Genomic DNA, 23254 nt, shown 5'->3' with positions numbered 1-23254 from the left:
TTTTTCCTAGGTTGGTGTTTTAATACCAACCTAGTTTTTGATAGGATACAAATATGAAGTATTTTCATTTTCCATTGTTTGTTTTATTTGTTTTTTTGTTTGGTTGTAACATTTTTCCGTTCCAGAAAAAAGAAAACAATGATGATATGTTGTTAGCTGCTCTTGGGATCTTGGCAACTGCTTCCGACTGGGTTTGGGATTTACCACCTGGTTTCCCTGTGCCAAATGTTCCATCTGATAATCCTATGTCGAAGGCGAAAGTAGAACTCGGTCGGTTTTTGTTTTATGAAAAGAAACTTTCTGGAAATGGAACAATGGCATGTAGCAGTTGCCATTTTCAATCTTTGGCATTTGCAGATGGAAAGGATTTTCCCAGTGGGATTACAAACCAAGCCCATCCAAGAAACGCGCAACATCTTTCTAATGTAGCCTATATGCCTAGACTTACTTGGAGTAATCCTAAAATGACAAGTTTGGAACTGCAAGCCCGTGCTCCCATGTTTGGAGAATCACCGGTAGAACTAGGTTTACAAAATAATAATTTTTTAAATGAACTATCGTCCAATGTTATTTACCCGCCAATGTTTGAACGTGCTTTCGGTGGTTCTGGAATTAACGAACAAAATGTACGATATGCCCTTGCTAGTTTCCAAAGATCGATGATTTCTGGAAACTCCAGATATGACCAATACACGTTTAGAAATAACAGATCAGCTTTAACTGCTTCTGAAGTAAGAGGACTCAATTTATTTAATGGTGAAACGGCAGAATGTTTTCATTGCCATGGGGGGTTTAATTTTACGGACACATCTTTTCATGGTGGGGCAACGGAAGAATTCTTTTATCATAGCAACGGAATTCACACGGATGCTTATTACGCCGGACTTCCGAGCAACAAACGAGGATTATTCGATTTAACGGGAGTTGCATCTGATACGGGAAAATTTCGTGCTCCATCATTGCGTAATATTGGGGTTACTTACCCTTACATGCATGATGGTATTTTTATGTGTGCTGATGCCAACAATCCTGACAAAGCCGCAGGTGCTGCTGCTGGGAAAACAAAGATTGATTGTGCCAGAGATGCGCTGACGCAAGTGGTGGATCACTACCGTTCGGGTGGGCAGGCTCATAGTGGGAAAGATGGGGCACTCATTCGGCCATTTACCATTAGCGATTCTCAACGAGATGACATGGTGAATTTCCTTTTGGCCCTTACGGACGATGAGTTCTTAACCAATCCTAAGTTTGCGAGTCCCTTTTGATGAAACAAAGTCATTGTAAGTGGATTTTGTTCTTTCTTCTGCCTCTTCTTTTCTCTCACTGTACCTTTGGTTCGGTGGGGGATAGTAACAAAGAAAAAGAAACAATCCTTCAAAACTTAATCTTTTTTAATAACAACCAAACGGTAGCGGTGGGTACGAATCTTCGAAGTTATGATGACCAAGCGGATGATAACCTAAACCAATTTAGTTTAACGAGCCCTACACCTACAACATATAATATTACAATACAAAGTAGTTCTTATATAACCTGGGAAACGGGAACCTATCGCATCAATCCTCCTAACCAAGTTTTAGGTGTTTCTACTTCTGGTTCGGAAAAAAGTTCTAACGCAACAGCAAAAACACATACCCCGTATACGGTGCCTCTCGATTTGCCAGCAGATGATTTGTATGGAAAGTCTTATCCTTTTTTAACAGCAGGAACGATTTCTAATATTACAGCTTACAATAGCACAATGGAAACGGGAGCTAGTTTTCTTTTTCCAAACACAAGGATTTCGAGTATGCCATTAGGAGTGGTGGCAGTGGCCAATGTGAGTTGGGAAGAGATTTATATTCGGATGACAGTGGGAGCAAAAGATGTGACAATTTTGTTTTCACAAGGAAATAAATCCATCACTCCTAAATGCAAAATCCCAATCAAACTGGGGAGAAGCGGAAATATAGAAATTCTATTCTCTCTTTCCTCACTTTTTCAGGATCGCACCGTTTCAGGAACTCCCGTCCGCTTTTTAGAGCAACTATCTCTCGTGGCTGGGCCTGTCATCATTTCAAAAGTTTCGAATGTGACTTTATACAATATTCTATTGCAGAATCTCCAAGCAGAAGATATTGTTTTTAGTTTTCCTGGTTGTTTCCCTGGAGTGGAACGATGAAACAAAGTGTTTTAGTTTTATTTCTTTTTATAATTTCTTTTCAATCGATTCATTCACATCACACTGGTTCGTCGGATAGTCCGAATGCCACCGCAAGATTTGTGGATCCATTTACGGGAAAGAGGGAAAAACCAACTAACTATTTGGTAATGACCCAAGATTATTACCAATCCACTCGTGAGAATAGCCATCTCTTCACAACCACAGCCTTTGCGGAGATGAATTTTTTCGATGGAAGATTTGCACTGAATGCTTCTGTGCCTTGGAATTATTACCAACAACGAGGAAGAGAGGATGCAGCAAGGATTGGAAAAACTTATCTTGGTTTTAAATTCCAACCTTTCTTTGATTTAGATAAACCTTACTTTTTTGTGATCGAGGGTTCTGTTGGTTTTCCCAGTGGACCTGACACAGACCGATTCACTGGTGGAAATTATTATACAGGTTCTGGGTTTATCAAACTTGGGTATTTGTATGAGAAGTGGTCTTTTGTAACTAAGATTGGTGGATTAAATCCACTTTCTCGTCCCCAACCAAACAACTTACAAGACAATGATGGAATTCCTTACTACTATAGAAAACCTTCTGCCTCTCCTCCTGAACCGGAGTATGAGTTCAAAAAAACGACTCTTATTTCCGCTTATGTGACGTATTATTTGATGCAAGAAATTTCTCTCTTTACTGGTCTCTTGTATCGTAATCCCTATAATGGTGTGGATTATTCAAAAGAAAAAGATAAAGCGAACCCATCGTATTTTACGGAGGCGAGCGCTGGGTTTTCTTGGAATTTTTCTGAGAAATACAACATGAGTTTAGCCTATCGGTACCCGTTACAAAGGGATCGTGAGTATCGACTCTATCAATCTGCATGGACTTTTGCCTTCTCCATGGAGTGGGGAAGCGATTGACATCTGATGCCTTTTTTAAAACGTTCTAAGAAACTCTATAAATTTTAATCGTAAAAGGTAATCTATGAGCAACGTAGAAATCGTACCAGTAGGGGAACTCCCTCCTATTGGAGTTGTGCCCAAAAAAATGCACGCGCAGGTCATTCGCCCGGAACGTTACGGCGAACCGAAAACTTCTTTCCAGTCAGAAGTCATTGATGTTCCGGAGATCGGTCCGAACGAAGTTCTCGTAGCCACTATGGCTGCCGGTGTTAACTATAATAATGTTTGGGCAGCTTTAGGATATCCTGTTGATGTGATCGCAGCTCGTAACAAAAAAGGTGAACCAGAAAAATTCCACATTGGTGGATCAGATGCTTCTGGGATTGTCTACAAAGTTGGATCTGAAGTTAAAAATGTAAAAGTGGGCGATGAAGTTGTTGTCCATTGTGCAATGTGGGATCCAAAAGATCCATGGGTTCTTTCTGGTAAAGATCCAATGTATGCACCTTCCCAAATCATTTGGGGATATGAATCTAACTGGGGTTCGTTTGCACAATTTTGCAAAGTACAAGACCACCAATGCCTTCCTCGACCACAACACCTAACTTGGGAAGCATCCGCTGCTTATATGTTAGTTGCTGCAACCGCCTATAGAATGTTACACCACTGGAAACCAAATGATGTAAAACCAGGTGATGTGGTTTTGATTTGGGGTGGAGCAGGTGGACTAGGTGCTATGGCAATCCAAATTGTAAAAGCAGCTGGCGGAATTCCAATCGCTGTTGTTTCTTCTGATGACAAAATTGATTTTTGTAAAAACTTAGGTGCTGCTGGTGTGATCAACCGTAACAAGTTTAAACATTGGGGTGGACTTACTTCTGATATCAACAAACCAGAAGCATTTGTTGAATGGACCAAACAAGCACGTGAGTTTGGTAAAGCAATTTGGGACATTGCTGGAAAAGGCAAAAACCCTCAAATCGTTTTTGAACACCCAGGTGAAACCACACTTCCGACTTCCGTATTTGTCTGTGAAACAGGTGGTATGGTTGTGATTTGTGCTGGAACGACTGGTTTTAACGCAACAGCTGACTTACGTTATCTGTGGATGAGACAAAAACGTCTGCAAGGTTCTCACTTCGCAAACGACGACAACTGTCGTGACCTCAACCAATTGGTGATTGATAAAAAAGTGGATCCAGTATTGGCACAAACTTTTACTTTCGATCAAACAGGTGAGTGCCACCAATTGATGAGAGAAAACAAACACCCAGCAGGAAACATGTCAATCCTCGTTGGTGCAAAAACTACAGGACTTGGAAAGAAGTAATTTTTTCCAAGTGTGTATTTAGAGTACATGTCCCCGCCCTATTTAGACTGGGTGGGGTTATCCACCCGCCACCCAATGGCTCCATCTACCATGAAACCTTTGTTTTGTGAATCCAAATCCCGCTTTCATATTTTTAATTTCTCTAAAGTTCATATTTTCGCAAAAGGAGTTCGTTTATGTATCCACGAATCAATTTAGTCACCCTGGGTGTTTCCAATTTACAACGTTCCATCGACTTCTATGAAAAGGGTCTTGGTTGGAAACGATCAGAAGAAAGTAACGATAATGTTGCTTTCTTCCAAATTGGTACGATCGTACTTTCTCTGTTTGGTGAAGAGGCTTTGGCTGAAGACATAGGAATCCCTTTTCAAAAACGTCAAGAGTTTTCAGGAATTACACTTGCACAAAACCAGACTAGTGAGGCGGAAGTTGATGTTGTAATCAATAAGGTGCGCGCGTTAGGTGCAACGATTCTGAAAGAACCACAAAAAGTATTTTGGGGAGGGTATAGCGGATATTTTAAAGACTTTGATGGCCATATTTTTGAAGTAGCCTTCAATCCATTTTTCCCTTTAAATGAAAAAGGCGAAATTGTTTTAAATAAGTAATTCGCATTATCTTTGTTATATTTTTAATCAGAAGGGTTTTTGGGTAAACAATGAAACAAGCACAGGTCAGTCATTTTGGTTTGGATCATTTAAAAATTGTAGAGGTTCCGGAACCTGCTAGTCCGGGTGCTACGGAAGTGCTCGTTCGGTTGCATGCAGCTTCTTTAAACTACCGAGACTCTTTAGTTGTCGAAGGTAAATACAATCCTAAATTTCCACTCCCTTTGGTTCCCTGTAGTGATGGTGCAGGCGAGGTTGTTGCGATTGGTTCAGAAGTCAACGAATGGAAAGTGGGAGATCGGGTTCTTCTCACGTTTGCACCCAAGTGGATAGCAAAAGAAGCAACCCATGCAGAAATGCGTCATACAATCGGTGGCCCACTTCTGGGCACCTTACGCGAGTTTGCTTTAGTTCCTGAAACCGGACTTGTACGAATTCCTTCTCATTTGTCGTATGAAGAAGCTGCCACATTACCTTGCGCGGCTCTCACCGCTTGGTCTGGTCTATTTCAATTCAGCCAATTAAAACCAGGTGAATTTGTTGTGGTACAAGGAACAGGTGGAGTGTCTATTTTCGCCTTGCAGTTTGCGAAGTTGGCGGGAGCCAAAGTCATTCTCACTTCCTCTAGTGATGAAAAGTTAGAACGAGGCAAAGAGTTAGGTGCTGATTACTTAATTAATTATAAAGAAACACCCGAGTGGGGCAAAGAAGTTCGTCGGATTACAGAAAAAGTTGGAGCCGATCATATCATTGAAGTAGGTGGTGCCGGGACTCTAGAACAATCCATTGCAGCCTGTCGTCCGTTTGGTGTAATCCATTTGATTGGGATTCTTGCCGGTAAATCAGGAGAACTCAATTTACTTCCAGCTGTGATGAACAACTTAAAAATCCAAGGTCTAGTTGTCGGTGGAAGGAAAGCCTTCATCGAAATGAACCAAGCAATTCAGACTTCTGGCCTAAGACCGGTAGTTGATAAAGTGTTTACCTTAGAAGAATCAGCCGAAGCAATCCGATACTTACGATCCGGATCCCATTTTGGAAAAATTGTCATTCGAATTTAAAATCCTTATTTTTTGCCTAAGCAATAGGAATGTCCATCTGTAAGAGATAGAATCATTTCACTAGATATTTTTAAAAAACCAACGCCAGCCAGATTAGTTTCATTTTTCTAGAAACTGATTCATTCAGTAGAACGAGGGGATTGAGGGATTTCCCTTTAAGGCAAATGTATCCATTTTGCTTTCAATAGTGTAACAGAGACTATGTTATTTTAAACGATTCAAATCGAAAGTTTAACAGAAAGTTGTTGACGATATACGATTGTTAACTTTTCAATGCGTAAAGTTCCACTATGAAAATCTACACTCTGTTCACAATATTATTTATTTTTGTTCTAAATTGTTCTTCGTCAAAGCCAGACACTTCAGCGGAAGATTCCTTATTATTACTGTTACTCGCTTCGCCTAGAAGTAGTGCATCAACTGGAACGGGCACTGATGGTGCTTCGTGCACTTCGAATTTTAATTGTGCTTCAGGCTTTTTATGTGTAAGTGCTTTTAATTTAGATCAAACTTCGACCACCGACAGGTGTAAAGCAATTCCTACTACAAGTGGAAGTATTGCGATTAATGGAACGTCATCGAATGGAACGATTATTTCTCTCAGACCTTTGCTTGACTTTGATTTAAATGTTACATCTGCAGGGAATCATATCATCACAGCATTTTCAACAACGAGTACTGTCGATTTGGTTTTAGAACTAACAAATGCAGCCGGGACAGTAGTCCTCAGCGCAACGGATACAAATCCAGCTGGTGCTAGTAGAGAACGTTTAAAAGAAAATTTGGCAATCGGTACATATCGTGTTAGGGTAAAAAACTATTTTGTATCGGGAACATTTGGAGGAACCGTAAGGGTACAGGTTGCCAATAATCCAACATTAGTCAGTAGTGGAAGTAGTTGTAATTTTCTAACCAATGCCGGTGGAAGTTCCTGTTTTGACTTTTTAGCAGGTGGCACACATACTGCTGCACTTTGTGGTGCCGGAGGCACTTACCATGCAACAAATAGTTGTGCCACTGTCAACGCCGGCGCAGCTCCAACGATCAGTGGCAGATGTTTGTTTTCAATGAATGCAACCACTACCAATGGGCAAGGTTTTGTTATGAGATCGTATTATAGTGCAGGAGCTGGAGTTGTTGCTCCAGTAAATAATACAGTCGGTTCTGGAGACTGTACTAGTAATAATGTTAATATAGATTCTTTAGGTAGAACGATCTTTCAATAATAACTAAAGATCGAAACCATTTGATTGAATGGAAAAATCTCCATTCAATCTTTTTTAGTAAGTTAGTGATTTCATTTAGATCCTGAATTTAATATCGAATTCCTTTCAATGTCTAAGGCAATCACTGATAAATGAATTTCTATCAGTGCTAAAATGAGTGAGATCACCATAAATAAAAGTGATGAGGCGAATAAAACCCAAGCCACTATATTATAAAACGGAATCATACCCATCGAACAAGTACATAAAATCAAACTAAAGATTCCCGCACTTTGAGCATATAAAATCAATGTAATGCGAAAACGTAAGTTGTGAATTTGTTTTTCTAAAATCTCTGACTTTGAAGATTCGTATTCGCTGAGAAGTTGCCTGGAAAGTTTTGCTAATCCAAAAAAACGATTGGTATAAGCGAGCATCAGTAAAGAGATTGCTGGAAATAATAGTCCCGGTATGCTATAGGTTAGGTTGTCCAATCAATTGATCCTTGTTTCACCTGAAGGATTTGTTCTCCCAAATTGATTTTTCCATCGGGAGTGCGAATGTTTGCTTTGATAACATCGCCAGGTTGTAAATATTCTTTTCGTTTTTTTTGTCCTTTGATAAAAACTTCCCACTTTTTGTGTTCAGGTAAAAAACTTGCAAATATTTGTTTTAGTTTTCCTGGAGCCTTAAGCGCACAACCAGAAGGTGTTCCTGTTAATAAAACATCTCCAACTTGAATACGAGAAAACCCAGAAAGTTCGGCAATAGTTTCTTTTGGTGGATACACCATTTGGTTTGCTTTTGCGGATTGTCTTAATTGCCCATTGACAGTTAAGTTTAATTCTAACGAATCGATTTGATCAAAATCATTTGGCTCTAATACAGCTAGAATGGGTCCGGCAGGAAAAAAAGTTCTATAAGATTTGCCTTTATACCATTGTAATTGTCGAAGTTGGATGTCCCTTGCCGAAATATCATTGGCAATGAAAAGAGCCGCTATATATTCTTTTGGGTTGTAAGAATGCAAATCAAGTTCTTCATTGATTTCTTTTCCAAATACAATTCCCAATTCGATTTCATAATCTAATAGTTCAACATGTTTTGGTCGAATCACATCGCCAATAGCAGTGGTAATAGACAAATCGGACTTAGTAAAAAACAAATTATATGTTTTTGATTTAGGATTGAGCCCAGCTTCTAAAGAATGTTTTTTATAATTAGCCCCTTGGCAAATCACTTGGCAGGGAGTTGTGATTGGTGACAAAATCGTAATGTTGTTTTGGGGAATGATTTTCTGCGATGGGATTTTTGTTGGAGTTTTGATTTTTTTCTTTTGAAGACCAACTAACAAATTCTTGGTGGAGAGATCACCGATTTGTAAAGGAAAGATTTTTTCTCCACTAACCATTCCCCAATCAATTTTATTTTTATATTGAAAACGTACAAAATGTTTTGCCATCGTTGACCTACGAAACTATGTTTTGGGGTGGGATAAAAAAACACGTGGGCCGAACAAGGGCCCTTACAATGTGGAAGTGAAAATTTGGTCTATTCTTCAGAGAAAAGATTGTTGAGGGAATCGATGAGAGTGTCTACTTCTACACCATAACCCATACAAACTTGTTCAATTGTCTCAACTTCGTTAATGGAGCAGTGTGAACATCCACCTAAATGGTAGCTGGAGAAAACAAGCCCTGCTTCTGGATGGATTGCAATCGCTTCGCCCACAGTCATTTCTTTAAAAAAGCGCGGTTTTGTTGTTTCGGTCATCTTAAGAACCCTCAGGAAGGAAATTACTATACAAATATTGGACTATGCTCTATTCGTCAATGGAATGTTTACCCAAGAAAACGGGAAATTTTATGTCCGAATTGAGGGAAGGTTTGAATCCGCCCATTTCCTCTACCAGTACTTTGCCGACGGCTCAGATGAGCCCATCCACGGGCATTCCTGGAAGGTGGAGGTATTTTTGGAGGGAAATACAAACATTCGTCCAGATGGCATTTCTTATGATTTTTTAACAGCAAGAACCCGCCTTTCCGAGTTAGTCCATTCCATTGATCATATCTTGATCAATGACCATCCCGATTTTAAAGGGGTCAATCCCACTTCTGAGAATGTAGCTCGTTGGTTTTATGCAGGTCTTAAGTCAGATGTCAAATCTTCTGATGGCAGAATCCGCCGGATTGTGATCCATGAGGGGCCTGAAAATCTTGCGTTCTTCGAACCAGATGAAAACTCAGACTTATCTTAATTTGTAACAATAGTTAGGTACTAATCCTTAGTTTTTCTCTCTCTCTTCTTTGTTTTCAAAAACGAGCAAAGGTTTTTAGTTCATCGGGTGATTCGTCCCTATAAGTCTAATATGAAAAAAGAACGTTTGATAGAAAAAAACTTCGTAGCTTGGTTTCTTACGTAAAATTTATGTCAACAAACATTCGTTTGTGATTTAAAATCGACATAATCCATTCTTCATAAGACAGATTCGCAATCAAAAAGTTTTAACCTTCAACAGTCGCCGTTGGTTTTTATTGCAGATGTTTTCGTTTTTTTTCATAAAAATTTATCATCTTAATCGATTGCTTTTCTACCGCCTCATTATGAAAATCGATAGAACACTCTATGCCATTTACGGAACTCAAACATAGTTTAGGTCATATTTTGCTTGTGGAAGATGAAGCCATATTGGCTATTTCACAGTCAGAATTCCTCAAAAATAAAGGGTATTCCGTGCAGTATGTATCAAATACAAACGATGCATACAACTACATCACGTCAGGTGAAAGAGTAGATTTGATTCTTATGGATATAAATCTTTCCGATGGAATGGATGGAATCCAACTTGCTGAAAAAATTCTTTCGTATCGTGAGATTCCGATTCTATTTGTTAGTGGTTATTCAGATAACAAAATTCTGGATCGTGTTTGCAAAATAAAACACTACGGTTTCATTCCAAAAATTTCCAGCCCTGATATCATCGAATGTATGATTCGATCTGCACTCAAACTTTACCAAGCGGAACAATCGTTAGCATTTCGAGAAAAAGAACTTCGGATTACTTTTGAAGCTATGGGAGATGGTGTGATTGTTCTTTCCCCTGAAGGTTTAATCCGTGAAATCAATCACAAAGCTCTGGATATGTTGGGGCATCGCAAATCAGAAGTTTTAGAAAAAGACCTTTCTTCATTTTTATATTTAATTCAGGCAGAAGCTAGAACTCGGGTTTCCTATCCCTTTCTAAATGCTTTAAGTGGACTCGAAAAAACGGAAAGGCGAAATGATCTTATTATCGTTTCTCGTAGCGGTCGCGAAACACATGTTACAGAAACAATATCCCCTATTTTAGATTCTGAAAAGAATTTAAGCGGAGTCGTGATTGTATTTAGAGAAACACCCAATGCACCTGTTATGGTTCCACCCAAAGATGGGGAAAGCCTTTATGCAAAGGTATTTCAACTCAGTCCCATTGCCATGGCGATTTCTACAGTCAAAGATGGAACCTATTTGGATATAAATTCCTCCATGGAAACCATCTTCCAGTTGGAAAAAACAAGGGTCATTGGCAGAAAAACAACAGAGTTTGAGGCCTGGAGTAATCCCGAACAACTTGCACGTCTAACACAAATTTATCAAGAAAAAGGTCGGATGGCAGGCGAAAGAATGTCTGTCACGCATTCGGACGGTAAAAAATTTGATGTTATGGTATTCAGCCAGGCCTTTGAAATTGCAGGAGAAAGGTTCATTCTCTGGATCAATTTAGATGTCACAAAAATTTTAGATATCGAAGACCGGCTCGCAAAATCTTTGGAAGAAAAAGATGTTTTATTAAAAGAATTACAACATAGGGTTAAAAATACCCTCGCCATCATTTCAGGACTTTTGAATTTAGAATCTTTTAAAGTTGAAAACGACGTCGCCAAACAATCGTTTTTAAATGCGCAATCCAGAATCATGTCCATGTCCAAGGTTTACGAAAATTTATACCAATCGGAAGATTTGGAATCTGTTGATTTGCGTAAGTACATTGAAGATTTAGTGTTTAGCCTTCATGATATTTTTGTTCTGAATCCTACAAAAATCCGATTTGATGTTAAGTTAGAAGAAATTCGTTTGGATTTAAAACGAACTTTGCCACTTGGTTTGATCCTAAACGAACTTTTGACAAATGCCTTAAAGTATGCATATCCAAATGAAAAAGGTGGTGATGTTCGCATCCACTTGTCACGTTCCAGCGAAAATATCATTTTGTCAGTGGGAGATGATGGAGAAGGTTTACCGGATTCAGTGAACATCGAAAAAGGAAATCATTTCGGTTATGAACTAATTCGTAGTCTCACTTCTCAGTTAAAAGGAGTCCTTTCCTCTGTTTCTAAAAAAGGGGAAGGGCTTAACATCATGATTTCTTTCCCATTACATCAATCAGATAAAAACTAAATCTATTAATTTAGATTTAATTTTACTTATCTTTTCGTTTTCTTCCTCGGATGGTACCGATAAAAACCAATCGCACTTGTTTGATCGTCTGCAATTTTAATTTTCTCATCTCTGAGTGGGCTTCGGTTGACAGATCTAAAAAATCGGAAGCCATTTGAAAACAAATACTCACAATCAATTCAGATGCAAATTGGATGTCTTCGACAGGAATCATTTTTGGCATTCGCATATCTTTTGCAAGTTCCGTTGCGATTGATTTCATCGACTCACGAATTTTTTCCCGAATCTTTCGGTTCCCACCGGTTCTTTCCCTGGCGATAAAACGAAAGAGGGAACGGTTATTCGTAACATAATCAAAGAAAAATCCAATCGTAAGTTGCAAAGCTGACTTATAGGCTCCCTTGGTGCGAGCATCCCCTACAATTGTCTGGATTCGGCTTCCACACTCATCCACAAGTGACAAACCGAGCTCTTCCATATTTTTAAAATGCCGATAGAAGGCGGCTGGAACGATTCCTGCTTCCCCCGCCACTTCTCGAAGGCTTAAATCACCTAGGCCTTTCTCTTCTCCCATCAGTCGCAAAGCTCCATCGAGCAGATTGCTATGGGTACGAAGCTTTTGGGCATAGCGTTTGTTGAGTTTCATGGCGTGAATTCAGTAAACGATTGTTCACTTTTTTTTAAAAAGCAAGGACTAAATGGAGAATTAGGGATTGACATAGCTAACGACGTAAATTAACACTATTAGATATCTCTGTGAACGAGTGTTCACTTAAATGCGAAACATGAGGCGAAAATGAAAACCTTTCCTTTTATCTACAACCAACCCAAGGAATTTTTAAAATTCCTCCAACCAGGAGATTGGGCAGATTTCCTATTAGGAGAAATCAATCCCCGATTTTCGGTGACTACGGTCAAAGCCAAGGTCATTGCTGTTCGCGAAGAAACGGCAGATGCAAAGACATTGGTTTTAAAACCCAATTGGCTTTGGAAAGGATTTGTATCGGGCCAACATGTGCCAGTGACTATTGAAATCGCAGGTAGACGTGTCACTCGGTTTTATTCTTTGTCTTCCTTCCCTGGTGAAAAGTATCTTAGTATCACCGTCAAACGCCAAGCAGGTGGTCTTGTTTCCAACTTTATCAATCAGAATATTAAAAAAGGCGATTTGTTGGAACTCGGAGAGCCATCGGGTGAGTTTGTTCTTCCAAAGGTTTTACCTTCTAAAATTTTATTTTTGGCTGGTGGAAGTGGAATCACTCCGATTCATTCCATCCTCAAACAATTGCAGGCAAACCAATTCAAAGGAAAAGTCACTCTTTTGTATTTTGTTAGGTCCTATGAAGACATCATCCTACATTCTTCATTAGAAGAAATAGTTAAAGCAACTGGCTTTTTAGAGATTCGTTATATTTTTTCAGACGTTCCTCGTGAAGGTTTTGATTCAGGATTTCTGACCAAAGAAATTTTACAGAAATATACTGATGATATTAAATCGTATTCAGTATATGTTTGTGGCCCAGGACCAATGCAAACCAAAGCTCTATCCCTTTTAGAAGGAAATGAAGTAAAGTCCGAGCTTTTTCTTTTGCCGGGCCAATCGCAGTTGAAAGTCAAAAAAACGGGAACAGTCGATGTGTTTCTCTCTTTGAGTCACAAAACAATTCAAGTAAAAGGGGAACGTTCTCTTCTCGAAGAACTAGAAGACCAAGGAATTTATCCGCCAAGTGGATGTCGGATGGGGATTTGTCATACTTGTGTTTGTAAAAAATCTGCTGGTTCTGTGACTGATTTATCTAAAGGCGAAGTATCTGAGTTAGGTGAAGAGAATATTCAGATTTGTATCTCTCGTGCAGAATCAAATTTGGAATTAGAGCTTTAGATCTCGAGAACTCAAGTCACCAAACAGATTAAAATAAACGAAATATTCATAGGAAAAAAAATATGAGAACGATTAGTAAAAAGTTAAACAACGAAGAAATTGAAGCATTTGGTAAAGAAGTAGATTCACTTCGAGAAGAAGTAATGTCCAAAGTCGGAAAAGAAGATGCAGATCATATCCGATTCATTTATAAGGCATATCGTTATACAGAAGTTTTGGGTAGAGGACTCATCCATTTTAGTTTTGAACCAATTTCTTTTGTAGCTGGGACCTTGTTACTGGCGACATCTAAAATTATCAACAATATGGAACTTGGTCATAATGTCCTTCATGGTCAATATGATTGGATGAACGATCCACGTTTCAATTCAAGAACTTTCGAGTGGGATATTGTATGTGATGCACATCAGTGGAAATTTTATCATAACTATATGCACCATACCTTTACGAATGTTTTAAACAAAGACCATGATTATGGTTATAATTTTACACGTTTGACAGAAGGGCAAAAATGGAAGCCGGTTCATTTAACACAGCCTTTCACTAATCTATTTCTTGCTATGAACTTTCAATGGGGAATTGGTGCACATGGATTCCGTGTTGAACACTTAGAAATTCCCAAAAAACAAAGAAATAAAAGATCCTTAAAAGATTTTAAGAAAGTGTTCTTTAAAAAAATTGAACTACAGGTTGTTAAGGATTACTTATTGTTTCCTGTACTTGCCGGACTAAATTTTCCAAAAATCATTTTAGGGAATATGATTGCGAATTTAATTCGTAACCTTTGGACTTATGCTGTGATCTTTTGTGGTCACTTCACAGAAAATGCAGAATCCTTTACTACTGATGAGATCGTTGGTGAAACAAAAGCACAATGGTATTTAAGACAGCTCAAAGGTTCATCCAACTTGGAAGGTAGCAAGTTGTTTTATACAATGACTGGTCACTTAAGTCACCAAATTGAACACCATATGTTTCCAGGTATGCCAGCGATTCGTTATCGTGAAGTTGCGCCTCGATTGAAAGAAATTTGTGAAAAGTATGGTCAACACTACAACACAGGAAGTTTCCTAAAGCAGTTTGCTTCTGTTTGGAAACGAATCATTGCATACTCTTTTCCAGATTCCATTGCGGGAAAATTAATGGGAAATCGAAAAGTATATTTGGAACCAAAAGGTATGATCTCACAACCCAGTTTCCAGATCTCCCTTCCTGCAAAAGAGAAATCCGTTACTCTCACTTAACCTGAACAATTTTGGACTTCCCACTAGCGCATTGTGGGGAGTTCATCCCTTTCCTTTCTTTTGGGTCCTCAAAACGAGGACCCTTTTTTTTATCTTTCAGTGAGTCTGATTTTGTTTGCGGAAAGGATTGCCAAACTATCAGCATGGAACGCTTTGCACCAGGTGGTGCGTAAATCTTTTCGTTTCGAAGATTTGTTTTTCGCTCTTTCCATTAAGTAACCGACTACCACTCTTGCTGCTGATTCGACAACTTCAAAACTAAATGTTTCTTTGGTCTCTTGGTTTTCAATCGACTTGTATGTTTCCACAATGGACTCAAAAAGATTTCGAACTTCTAGAAGTTTTGGATTTGATTCCGAACCTTTTGCAAGATGATCTAAGTAAGCACGAAATGTACCTGTCGGGCTCATCCCTGATGTGATTCCTCCAATGGCTGCGTTGACTTGGATTTGTGTGGTTCCATCATAGATATTGGTGATCCTGGCATCTCGATAAAGTCTAGAAAGATCATAATCTTCTGTATATCCAGCACCACCTAATACTTGTAATCCGTCATATACTAGATCATTGCACATTTCAGAATTATAGTATTTGGAAATAGGAGTGAGGGTATTTGCTACCTTCTCCCAAAATTTTCCTGTTTTTGTTTCTTCTGGGGTAGGTTTTCTTCCATCTTCATACCAATAGTATTTATCTACGGAATATGCTGCCTCTACCATGAGGCAACGCATTCCCGCCAGTTCCCTTTCCATTCGGTCCAACATACGACGTACGGCTGGAATTTCATAAATGGGTTTTCCGAATTGAACTCTTTCCTTCGCATATTTGAGAGCTTCTTCGTAAGCCGCTGTGACAATTCCCGTTCCTTGGGAAGAAACACTGAGGCGAGCGCCGTTGAGCATTCCCATAACATACTTCACAAGCCCGAAACCTTCTTTTCCAACCAAATGGCCTTCACTGTTTTCAAAAACTGTTTCGCATGTAGCTGATGCTTTGATTCCTAATTTTTTTTCAATTCCTTGTACGGCGTAGTTTTTGTTTTCAACGATGAAAAAAGAAAGTCCTCGCGCTCCGCTTTCTTGAGTTCCAGTTCTTGCAAGAGTAAGTGTGATTCCCGGACTTCCATTGATACCACAAGCAACCGTTTGGAATCTTTTGGTTCCATTCAGAAACCACTTATCATCTTTTTTGATTGCCTTGGTTGTGATATTTGGTAAGTCAGATCCAAAGTCCGGTTCCGATAGTCCCATGGTGACCGTATAGTTTCCTGAAATTAATTTTGGAATCCATTCATCTTTCATTTCTTCGGTTGCACAAACTTCTAGGATAGCGGCAAGGCCCATACTTCCCACTGCTATTGTAATGGAACTATCGGATCTATACATCAACTCAGCGATCATCGCTTTGATGATACTTGGTGTTCCAAGTCCGCCGTATTTTCTTTTGAAAGCTGCCGGACCAAGTCCTGCATCGTGATACATTTGGACTACATCCACCATCTCTTGTGGGTGGATTACGTTTCCATTCTCAAATTTAAGTCCTTTCGAATCTACAATAGAAGCAACTTGTGAAACATACATCCCACTAATTTCACCACAAGATTTTAGGATTTCTTCATAAAACGATTTCGCCTCACCAACATTAGATGGTGCATATTCTAGTTTTGGGTTATTGTTTTCTAAATATAACTTGGAATCTGAAAATTGATTTTCGTAGATTGGTACAATTTCATTCCAATCAATCAAATCTTCGAAATGTTCTCTTAGGTCTTCGTTGGTTTGAAAATAGTTACTTTGGATCATATAAATTCCTTTTGGATTAGAAGATAAAATTTATGAATGTGAGGCGATTAAAAAATATTCGTATAACAAAAAAAATTGAATGATTGTATTTTGTGAACCGATCGGTTCATTATTGAAATTTTTTAATTTTGGATACAAAAAAGAACATAGTAATTGGCTTCCTCTAAAGTCGAAATTCTGACAGAACTAAGCAGAAAATAAGGTTTCTTTTTTACAGTTTCAAATTAAAATTCTAAATCTATCTCTGCCTCGGGACTAAATCGTCCCTCCTTTTGGCAGAACAGGAGATGTATGAAACAACTGATTTCCATTCTTACGCTCGTTTTTGCCATTCAATGTGCAAGCGTGCCAACTTCACAACTACCCGTTAAATCAACAGTCACAGGCAGTCCGGTGGAATATAAATTGGACGGGAAAACGTATGAAGGTTTTCTCGCCGTTGATTCTTCCATTACAGGCAAACGACCTGGAATTCTTGTGATCCATGAATGGTGGGGTTTAAACGATTATCCAAAACAACGTGCCAAACAATTAGCTGATTTGGGATATGTTGCATTTGTGATGGATGTTTATGGAAAAGGAATCATTGCAAAGGATCATGTGGAGGCTGGAAAACTTTCTGGTGCGAATGGGGATCCAAAAGTGATCCTTAAAAAAATCTATAAGGCCTTAGATATTTTAAAATCGAATCCCAATGTAGATGTTAGTAAAATTGGTGCTATTGGATATTGTTTTGGTGGCGGAGGAGTCATTGAACTAGCATTAGATGGTGCAGATTTAAAAGGGGGAGTTGTATCCTTCCATGGATTTTTTGGTAGCAAAAATTTGGCAACGGGTGCCAAAAAGATAAAAAGTAAAGTTTTAGTACATCATGGGGCAGACGATCCATTTGTACCTAAGGCTTCCGTGGAAACCTTTGTGAAAACTGTAACTGATGCAAAAGCTCCTGTCACTTTTGTTTCTCATCCAGGAGCCGTTCATGGATTCACTCGACCAGGTTCCGAAAAACAAGGGTTACCTGGTCTTGCTTATAATCAAAAAGCAGATTATGCGTCTTTTGATAGTATGAAAACTTTTTTTGCTGCAAACTTCAAATAAACTAAAGGAAGAACAAAGAGGGTCAGTGCACTAGCTGTGACTAACCCTCCTATCACTACGGTTGCAAGAGGTCTTTGGACTTCAGCACCTGGTGATGTGCTAATTGCCATTGGTATAAATCCAATCGATGCAAGTAGGGCAGTGGTAAGGACCGGCCGAAGTCGTGATATGGCCGCCTCTTTGACAGCTTCTTCTTTCTTTTTACCTGATTGTTCCAAACTACGAATGAAACTAATCAGTACGAGTCCATTGAGTACTGCAATTCCAAATAACGCGATAAATCCCACTCCTGCAGAAATACTGAATGGCAAATTTCTGAGATAAAGTGCAAAAATTCCACCTGTGATTGCGAACGGTACGTTTAAAAAAATGATCGTTGCCGCTGATATTTCGTTAAATGCAAAATAGAGGATTAAAAAAATAATAATCAGTGTGATTGGAACAACAACATATAATGTTTTTGCTGCCGATTCAAACTTTTCAAATTCTCCTCCAGTTGTATAATGATAACCTGGCGGAAATTTAATTTCTTTTTGTAACACAGTTTGAACTGCATTGACAGTACTAACCATATCGCTTCCACGAATGTTAAACTGAACTAAAGCATAACGATTTTGATTTTGATGATAAATCTGAACAGGTCCATCTTCAATCTGAATCTCCGAAAGTTCATGTAACGGAGCAAAGGTGTTTTTTCCAACTTTTACAGGAATGTTTTTGATTTGTTCCGGATTTTGTCCAACGTCCGTTTTGACCACAATTTCAAATCGTTTCATTCCTTCATAAACGATCCCTGCAGGAACTCCAGAAGAAATAGATTCTGTGACTCGATTCACATCTAATATTGATTGGTCATATCGTGCCAATTTTTCTCTGTTAGGTTTGATTCTTAAATATTCAAGTCCATACAATTGTTCTATCCTAAGGTCTACAACACCAGGGATGTTTTTGATTTTGGTAGAGATTTCCTCTGCGATTGTTTTTAGTTGGATTAAGTCATCACCAAAGACTTTGATTCCGACATCGGCACGAATTCCAGCCATAATTTCATTGTTACGCATTTCAATCGGTTGAGACAATCCATAAGCCACTTGAGGTGCGACCCTCTCAATGATTTCTTGTAGTTTAGATTCGATTTCAGATTTGGTAAGATTCCATTCTGATCTTGGTTTCATGTCTAAATACATATCTGTTTTTTCGACACCCATAGGTTCGATAGCAAGATCAGGGGATCCGGTACGTGAAACTACTTCTGTGATTTCAGGAATTTCTTTAAGAATGGTTTTTTCAATCTTCATGGAAGATAATAAGGATTCTGTTAAAGTTGTTGAAGGGTATCGACTAATTTCAATTAACAAATTTCCTTCATCCAGTTTAGGTAAAAATTCTCCACCCAAACGAAAAAATAAGAAGATGGATAGAATTAAGATTCCAATGGTCGAATAGGTAACCTTTTTGGATTCTCTCAAACAATAATCCAACTTAGGAGTATACCAATGATGGATTTTTTGGAAAAAAGGAGTTTCTTCTTCTGCGATATGTCCTCCTTTCAAAAAATAGGAAGCTAAAACGGGAATTATGGTGAGTGTCAAAAAAAATGCACCAAGTAACGCAAATAAAACGGTTGTTGCCATCGGGATAAACATTTTTCCTTCGGTCCCACTGAGAGTGAGGATTGGAATGTAAACAACTCCTATGATAATCTCACCATAAATGGTTGCTTTTCTAACTTCGATCGTTGCATTCAAAATAGTTTCTTTTTGTTCGGCATCAGTAAGATCTCTTTTGAGTTCCTTTCGTTTTAACCCCAATCTCCTGTGTGAATTTTCAATGAGAATTACCGCACCATCCACAATGAGTCCGAAGTCGATGGCTCCCATAGACATTAAATTGGCTGGTAAATCACGTAAAAACATAAGACTGATGGCAAACAACATTGCAAGCGGAATCATCGAGGCGATCACAAGCCCTGATCGAAAATCACCGATCATTAGAAAAAGAATGATGATCACAAGGATAGCACCTTCTGATAAATTCCAAACGATAGTGCTTAGAGTATTTTTCACCATAATGGAACGGTCGTAATATGGTTTAATTTTCATTCCAGTTGGAAGTGTTTTTTCGATTTGGGTGATTTTATCTTTTACTGCTGTTGTGACTTCTAGTGAATTTTCGCCCAGTAACATAAGGGTCACGGCACCAACCACTTCCGACTTACCTGTGGCTGTGGCAGCACCTTTTCGTAGCCGAGGTCCTTCTATGATATTTGCAATGTTATCTAAATATATAGGAAACCCATCTCCCATTTTTCCTACTTGAATTTTTTCAAAGTCATTTTTTGATTTTAATAAACCATCACTACCAACAATCAACTGTTCGCCGGATCTTTCGATATATCCGCTGCCGGTAGAAAGATTGTTACTTTGTACTGCATTCACAATTTGGTTCAATGAAACACCAAGTGAGGCTGCTTTAAATGGATCTACGATGACTTGGTATTGTTTCGTTTTTCCACCGAAACTATTGACTTCAACAATTCCTGGAACAGTTTTGAGTGTTGGGTTGATGTACCAATTCAAATAAGTGGTGAGTTCCATTTGGCTATGCAATTCACTTTCTAAGGTAAATTGGAATACTTCGCCAAGACCAGTGGTGATAGGCCCAATAACGGGTTTTCCAAAAATCGCAGGAATGTTTTCAGATGCTTCTGTTAATTTTTCGCTGACCAATTGTCTACTTTTCCATAGATCGGTTCCATCTGCAAAAACAGCTGTGATTAATGAAAATCCATATCGAGAAACAGACCTTACTTCAATTAGGTTTGGAATCCCTGTGATGGCTCGTTCCACTGGCAAAGTGATGTACTGTTCTATTTCAAGGGTTGAGAGGGCGGGTGATGTAGTAATCACTTGTACTTGAACATTGGTAATGTCGGGAACTGCATCTACTTTTAATTGATTTAGTGAATAAATTCCACCAAATACAAGTAAGGTTGTGAATACGATGACTAACAATCTGTTTTGTAAGGAAACTTGAACAATTTTTGTTAAAAATTCCATGTTTATTCCCCACCAAACGTTGATTTGAAGAGAATTGCTTTTAATTCAAAAGCACCTTTGGTTACAATCTTATCTCCTTCAGACACTCCAGAAAGAATTTCTGTTTTTCCATCATTTGTGCTTCCTGTTTCAATTTCCACCCACTGAAAGAAATTTGTTTGTGATTCTACAAATACAAATTTTCGATTTTGGTAAGATTGGATTGCGACATTCCTAATCTGAATTCCAGATCTACCGTTTACACTTAAAACTGCTTTTCCAAACAATCCTATCTTGGCTTTGTGATTTTTATTTTTAAAAACAAGTCGGGCATGAACAGTTCTTGATTCTGGATCTACTTTTTCCCCGATATGTTCTAAAACTCCATCAAATTCGAAATCAGGATAAGCATTTAAAATAATTTTACCTGAAATGCCCTCCGAAAGATATTTTAAATCATTTTCAAATATCTTTGCTTGAAACCATAATTGCGAAAGTTCTGCAATGGTTGTTAGAATTTGATTTCCTAAGACGATGGAACCAGGGATTGCATTTCTAGAAAGTGCTAATCCTGATCTTGGTGCAAATACCGTGTAAACTCCCGATGCAGCATTATCAATGGGAAGTCCGTTGGCCCGTAAATTTTCTTCGGCAGCTATCTTTTCGGATTCAATCACTTTTAAGTTTGATTCTGCGTCAATTAACTCTTGTTTTGCTGCCAAATTCATTTTGACTAATGAATTGATTCTGTTTAGGTTTTGTTCGGCAGCCGTAAATTTTGATTTTGCTACCAAATAAGCAGATCTAAGTTTTGCTAGTTCAGGAGAATCAATCGTTGCCAATTTTTCTCCTTTTTTGATGGAATCACCTTCTACAAAGGAAACCGAAGTAATACGTCCAGAAATTCTTGCAGGAACATCAATGATGGCATCAGGAACAGCTTCTGTTTCTCCAATCAGTTCGATTTTCGTTTGGATGGGTTGGTTACTGAGAATTTCTGTTTCAATGGAAAGATTTTTGCGATTTTCTTCCAGCAACTTAACAGTATTTTTGGATTCTTCTATTGTCTCAGGATTTGTATTTGTGTCTCGTAATTTCCAGATGGTTATAGAAATCAAAATGAAAATGAAAAGAGAAGAGATAAGGAGTAAGATTGTTTGTTTTTTCATGGGTTCATTCCTAATGAATGGATGGGTAAACCTAAAACACGAACCAATTCAATTTGAGATAATTCAAATTCCGACTTGGTATTTAAGTAGTTTAGTTTTGTTTGTAAGAGAATACGTTGTTGGTTAATGGCATCGATGATTTTAATTTTTCCAAATCGGATGGCTTCTTGAAGATTTTTTAAATCTGATTCAGCTCGTTCCATTTTTGATTCATCATAAAGTTTGATTTCTTCGGAAAAGTGTATGTAATTTGTTAGAGCAAACAAAACTTCTTGTTTTATATTGCGAGAAACAGATTCTTTTAATTCCTTTGAATTATCTATTTTCGATGAAGCTATGATTTTTTCTCCTTCGTAATCTCTCCAAATGATCATTGGAAACGTTAACATCCCACCGACCACTCTTTCGTTAAATCCATCGTTTTGAGCAAAAGCACCGAGAGAAACATTGGGGATTTTTTGGCGCCTAACTTCATTTTGCCGAAGAACTGCAAGTTCGATTTCTTTTTCGGAAAGGGAAAGTTCGGGGCGCATTTGCATGGCCATTTGAATTAAATCTACTTTTTCTTTTGGTAAATCACTCGGCATCATCCAGTATTGCATTTTAATTGAATCCAACTCCACCGGCATTCCAAGTAATACTTCTAATTCGGATTTCGAGTTTTCTGAGAGTCTATGAGTTTGGTTCCAAATTTTGAAAATTCGGATTTCTTCTGATTCTGATAAAGATTCATCAATCCCAGGAGATAAACCTTCGTTTACCCTTGCTTTCGATATTTTTTTTAATTCTTTAACAAGATTTAGGCTGTTTAAACTATTTTCTTCCTCTAAATGTAGATATCGAAATCGAGTCATCTTTTTTAATGCATCAAATTCTAGGATTCTCTTCACAGATTCTAAACGAAAGACTTGGGCTTTGAATTCTTCATCTGCAATTTGAACAGCTATCTCTCGTTTGCCGTTTGTAAAAATTTCTTGGTTGACCATAACCTGAAAGTTATTTGCCGAATTTGGTCCAGACAAAAGCGTGGGGCCAGTAGATTCTCCTTTCCTTGTGGCCGCATAACTTGTAAAAACGGGATTCGATGGAAAGTAATAGGATGCTATTTTTTTTCTTCCTGAAATTTCCTTTAGTTTAATTTCTTCAATGCGATAATCAGGATGTTTCCTTACAATACATTGACTCAGGTCGAATATAGAATTGTATTTATCGCAATTATATCCATTAGAATCGTTTGATTCTGGATTTATTGGTAAATTGAATATACAGATAAAAACCAAACAGCGAAGAGGGATTCTTTGTAGTTTGGGGAAAAAATTAAAAATCATG

The 23254-nt window shown here is 38.2% G+C and carries 20 protein-coding genes; 12 read left to right on the top strand and 8 right to left on the bottom strand.

From position 1 onward, the window contains the following. Positions 1 to 53 precede the first annotated feature (53 nt). The 7 genes from EHQ47_RS17800 (at position 54) to EHQ47_RS17770 (ending at position 7276) form a co-directional block, all read left to right on the top strand. Positions 54 to 1265, top strand: coding sequence for an MbnH family di-heme enzyme (locus EHQ47_RS17800; RefSeq protein ID WP_135747181.1), 1212 nt, complete (start codon positions 54 to 56; stop codon positions 1263 to 1265). Continuing rightward, positions 1265 to 2161 carry a hypothetical protein gene (locus EHQ47_RS17795; protein ID WP_135747180.1) on the top strand — a complete coding sequence of 299 codons (897 nt, stop codon included), beginning with the start codon at positions 1265 to 1267 and terminating at the stop codon, positions 2159 to 2161. The genes EHQ47_RS17800 and EHQ47_RS17795 overlap by 1 nt, the downstream gene beginning before the upstream one ends. Beyond that, positions 2158 to 3069 carry an LIC11086 family outer membrane transporter gene (locus EHQ47_RS17790; RefSeq protein WP_135747179.1) on the top strand — a complete coding sequence of 304 codons (912 nt, stop codon included), beginning with the start codon at positions 2158 to 2160 and terminating at the stop codon, positions 3067 to 3069. Before EHQ47_RS17795 ends, EHQ47_RS17790 begins: the two co-directional genes overlap by 4 nt. A gap of 64 nt (positions 3070 to 3133) precedes the next feature. Beyond that, positions 3134 to 4381 (top strand): crotonyl-CoA carboxylase/reductase, encoded by a 1248-nt coding sequence (gene ccrA, locus EHQ47_RS17785; protein ID WP_135573362.1) that lies wholly within the window; start codon positions 3134 to 3136, stop codon positions 4379 to 4381. Between the two features lie 176 nt (positions 4382 to 4557). Further along, positions 4558 to 4989: a VOC family protein gene (locus EHQ47_RS17780; RefSeq protein WP_135747178.1), complete on the top strand. Its 432-nt coding sequence runs from the start codon at positions 4558 to 4560 to the stop codon at positions 4987 to 4989. A gap of 50 nt (positions 4990 to 5039) precedes the next feature. Further along, positions 5040 to 6050 (top strand): zinc-dependent alcohol dehydrogenase family protein, encoded by a 1011-nt coding sequence (locus EHQ47_RS17775; protein WP_135747177.1) that lies wholly within the window; start codon positions 5040 to 5042, stop codon positions 6048 to 6050. A 608-nt stretch (positions 6051 to 6658) separates the two neighbouring features. Further along, complete coding sequence (locus tag EHQ47_RS17770) at positions 6659 to 7276, top strand: hypothetical protein (RefSeq protein ID WP_135747176.1); 618 nt, start codon at positions 6659 to 6661, stop codon at positions 7274 to 7276. A gap of 71 nt (positions 7277 to 7347) precedes the next feature. Here EHQ47_RS17770 and EHQ47_RS17765 read toward each other — a convergent pair whose 3' ends face one another. The 3 genes from EHQ47_RS17765 to EHQ47_RS17755 all read right to left on the bottom strand — a co-directional run bounded on the left by EHQ47_RS17765 (position 7348) and on the right by EHQ47_RS17755 (position 9028). Then, positions 7348 to 7749, bottom strand: a complete 402-nt coding sequence (locus tag EHQ47_RS17765; RefSeq protein WP_135747175.1) for a DUF2721 domain-containing protein — start codon at positions 7747 to 7749, stop codon at positions 7348 to 7350. Beyond that, a complete protein-coding gene (locus EHQ47_RS17760) occupies positions 7737 to 8717 on the bottom strand; it encodes a fumarylacetoacetate hydrolase family protein (RefSeq protein WP_135747174.1) in 981 nt (326 codons plus the stop codon). The genes EHQ47_RS17765 and EHQ47_RS17760 overlap by 13 nt, the downstream gene beginning before the upstream one ends. An 89-nt stretch (positions 8718 to 8806) precedes the next feature. Next, positions 8807 to 9028: a DUF1858 domain-containing protein gene (locus tag EHQ47_RS17755; RefSeq protein WP_002973441.1), complete on the bottom strand. Its 222-nt coding sequence runs from the start codon at positions 9026 to 9028 to the stop codon at positions 8807 to 8809. 64 nt (positions 9029 to 9092) lie between these two features. Here EHQ47_RS17755 and EHQ47_RS17750 point away from each other — a divergent pair, with 64 nt between their 5' ends. Both EHQ47_RS17750 and EHQ47_RS17745 read left to right on the top strand, forming a co-directional pair. Beyond that, positions 9093 to 9512: a 6-carboxytetrahydropterin synthase gene (locus EHQ47_RS17750; protein ID WP_135747212.1), complete on the top strand. Its 420-nt coding sequence runs from the start codon at positions 9093 to 9095 to the stop codon at positions 9510 to 9512. Between the two features lie 368 nt (positions 9513 to 9880). Then, the gene (locus EHQ47_RS17745; protein WP_135747173.1) at positions 9881 to 11692 is read left to right on the top strand and encodes a PAS domain S-box protein; all 1812 of its coding nucleotides are present in this window, start codon (positions 9881 to 9883) and stop codon (positions 11690 to 11692) included. Positions 11693 to 11714: 22 nt separating this feature from the next. Here EHQ47_RS17745 and EHQ47_RS17740 read toward each other — a convergent pair whose 3' ends face one another. After that, complete coding sequence (locus tag EHQ47_RS17740) at positions 11715 to 12338, bottom strand: TetR family transcriptional regulator (RefSeq protein ID WP_135747172.1); 624 nt, start codon at positions 12336 to 12338, stop codon at positions 11715 to 11717. Between the two features lie 150 nt (positions 12339 to 12488). On the opposite strand from EHQ47_RS17740, the gene EHQ47_RS17735 reads away from it, so the two are divergent. Both EHQ47_RS17735 and EHQ47_RS17730 read left to right on the top strand, forming a co-directional pair. Further along, the gene (locus EHQ47_RS17735) at positions 12489 to 13574 is read left to right on the top strand and encodes a flavin reductase family protein (protein ID WP_135777738.1); all 1086 of its coding nucleotides are present in this window, start codon (positions 12489 to 12491) and stop codon (positions 13572 to 13574) included. Positions 13575 to 13636: 62 nt separating this feature from the next. Continuing rightward, on the top strand, positions 13637 to 14818 hold the full coding sequence (locus EHQ47_RS17730; protein ID WP_135747170.1) for a fatty acid desaturase family protein: 1182 nt from the start codon (positions 13637 to 13639) through the stop codon (positions 14816 to 14818). Positions 14819 to 14907: 89 nt separating this feature from the next. Here EHQ47_RS17730 and EHQ47_RS17725 read toward each other — a convergent pair whose 3' ends face one another. Further along, positions 14908 to 16620, bottom strand: coding sequence for an acyl-CoA dehydrogenase family protein (locus EHQ47_RS17725; protein WP_135747169.1), 1713 nt, complete (start codon positions 16618 to 16620; stop codon positions 14908 to 14910). A gap of 291 nt (positions 16621 to 16911) precedes the next feature. Between EHQ47_RS17725 and EHQ47_RS17720 the strand changes: the two genes are divergently transcribed. Beyond that, positions 16912 to 17718: a dienelactone hydrolase family protein gene (locus tag EHQ47_RS17720; RefSeq protein ID WP_135747168.1), complete on the top strand. Its 807-nt coding sequence runs from the start codon at positions 16912 to 16914 to the stop codon at positions 17716 to 17718. Here the strand turns inward: EHQ47_RS17720 and EHQ47_RS17715 are convergent. Genes EHQ47_RS17715 through EHQ47_RS17705 form a run of 3 tightly spaced genes read right to left on the bottom strand, consistent with a single transcriptional unit; the run spans position 17667 to position 23253 of the window. Further along, entirely contained in the window at positions 17667 to 20777 is a 3111-nt protein-coding gene (locus EHQ47_RS17715) for an efflux RND transporter permease subunit (protein WP_135777737.1), read from the bottom strand. The two genes, EHQ47_RS17720 and EHQ47_RS17715, sit on opposite strands and share 52 nt — an antisense overlap. A gap of 2 nt (positions 20778 to 20779) precedes the next feature. Beyond that, complete coding sequence (locus EHQ47_RS17710; protein ID WP_135777736.1) at positions 20780 to 21925, bottom strand: efflux RND transporter periplasmic adaptor subunit; 1146 nt, start codon at positions 21923 to 21925, stop codon at positions 20780 to 20782. After that, the gene (locus EHQ47_RS17705) at positions 21922 to 23253 is read right to left on the bottom strand and encodes a TolC family protein (protein WP_135747165.1); all 1332 of its coding nucleotides are present in this window, start codon (positions 23251 to 23253) and stop codon (positions 21922 to 21924) included. Before EHQ47_RS17705 ends, EHQ47_RS17710 begins: the two co-directional genes overlap by 4 nt. Position 23254 lies beyond the last annotated feature (1 nt).

Source organism: Leptospira bourretii, assembly GCF_004770145.1.
GTDB lineage: Bacteria > Spirochaetota > Leptospiria > Leptospirales > Leptospiraceae > Leptospira_A > Leptospira_A bourretii.
This window is presented reverse-complemented; position numbering and strand designations above follow the sequence as displayed.

Coding starts and splice junctions, on each gene's coding strand:
- EHQ47_RS17800 (WP_135747181.1), top strand. CDS start 54: ATGAAGTATTTTCATTTTCCATTGTTTGTTTTATTTGTTTTTTTGTTT.
- EHQ47_RS17795 (WP_135747180.1), top strand. CDS start 1,265: ATGAAACAAAGTCATTGTAAGTGGATTTTGTTCTTTCTTCTGCCTCTT.
- EHQ47_RS17790 (WP_135747179.1), top strand. CDS start 2,158: ATGAAACAAAGTGTTTTAGTTTTATTTCTTTTTATAATTTCTTTTCAA.
- ccrA (WP_135573362.1), top strand. CDS start 3,134: ATGAGCAACGTAGAAATCGTACCAGTAGGGGAACTCCCTCCTATTGGA.
- EHQ47_RS17780 (WP_135747178.1), top strand. CDS start 4,558: ATGTATCCACGAATCAATTTAGTCACCCTGGGTGTTTCCAATTTACAA.
- EHQ47_RS17775 (WP_135747177.1), top strand. CDS start 5,040: ATGAAACAAGCACAGGTCAGTCATTTTGGTTTGGATCATTTAAAAATT.
- EHQ47_RS17760 (WP_135747174.1), bottom strand. CDS start 8,717: ATGGCAAAACATTTTGTACGTTTTCAATATAAAAATAAAATTGATTGG.
- EHQ47_RS17755 (WP_002973441.1), bottom strand. CDS start 9,028: ATGACCGAAACAACAAAACCGCGCTTTTTTAAAGAAATGACTGTGGGC.
- EHQ47_RS17750 (WP_135747212.1), top strand. CDS start 9,093: ATGTTTACCCAAGAAAACGGGAAATTTTATGTCCGAATTGAGGGAAGG.
- EHQ47_RS17745 (WP_135747173.1), top strand. CDS start 9,881: ATGCCATTTACGGAACTCAAACATAGTTTAGGTCATATTTTGCTTGTG.
- EHQ47_RS17740 (WP_135747172.1), bottom strand. CDS start 12,338: ATGAAACTCAACAAACGCTATGCCCAAAAGCTTCGTACCCATAGCAAT.
- EHQ47_RS17735 (WP_135777738.1), top strand. CDS start 12,489: ATGAAAACCTTTCCTTTTATCTACAACCAACCCAAGGAATTTTTAAAA.
- EHQ47_RS17730 (WP_135747170.1), top strand. CDS start 13,637: ATGAGAACGATTAGTAAAAAGTTAAACAACGAAGAAATTGAAGCATTT.
- EHQ47_RS17725 (WP_135747169.1), bottom strand. CDS start 16,620: ATGATCCAAAGTAACTATTTTCAAACCAACGAAGACCTAAGAGAACAT.
- EHQ47_RS17720 (WP_135747168.1), top strand. CDS start 16,912: ATGAAACAACTGATTTCCATTCTTACGCTCGTTTTTGCCATTCAATGT.
- EHQ47_RS17715 (WP_135777737.1), bottom strand. CDS start 20,777: ATGGAATTTTTAACAAAAATTGTTCAAGTTTCCTTACAAAACAGATTG.
- EHQ47_RS17710 (WP_135777736.1), bottom strand. CDS start 21,925: ATGAAAAAACAAACAATCTTACTCCTTATCTCTTCTCTTTTCATTTTC.
- EHQ47_RS17705 (WP_135747165.1), bottom strand. CDS start 23,253: ATGATTTTTAATTTTTTCCCCAAACTACAAAGAATCCCTCTTCGCTGT.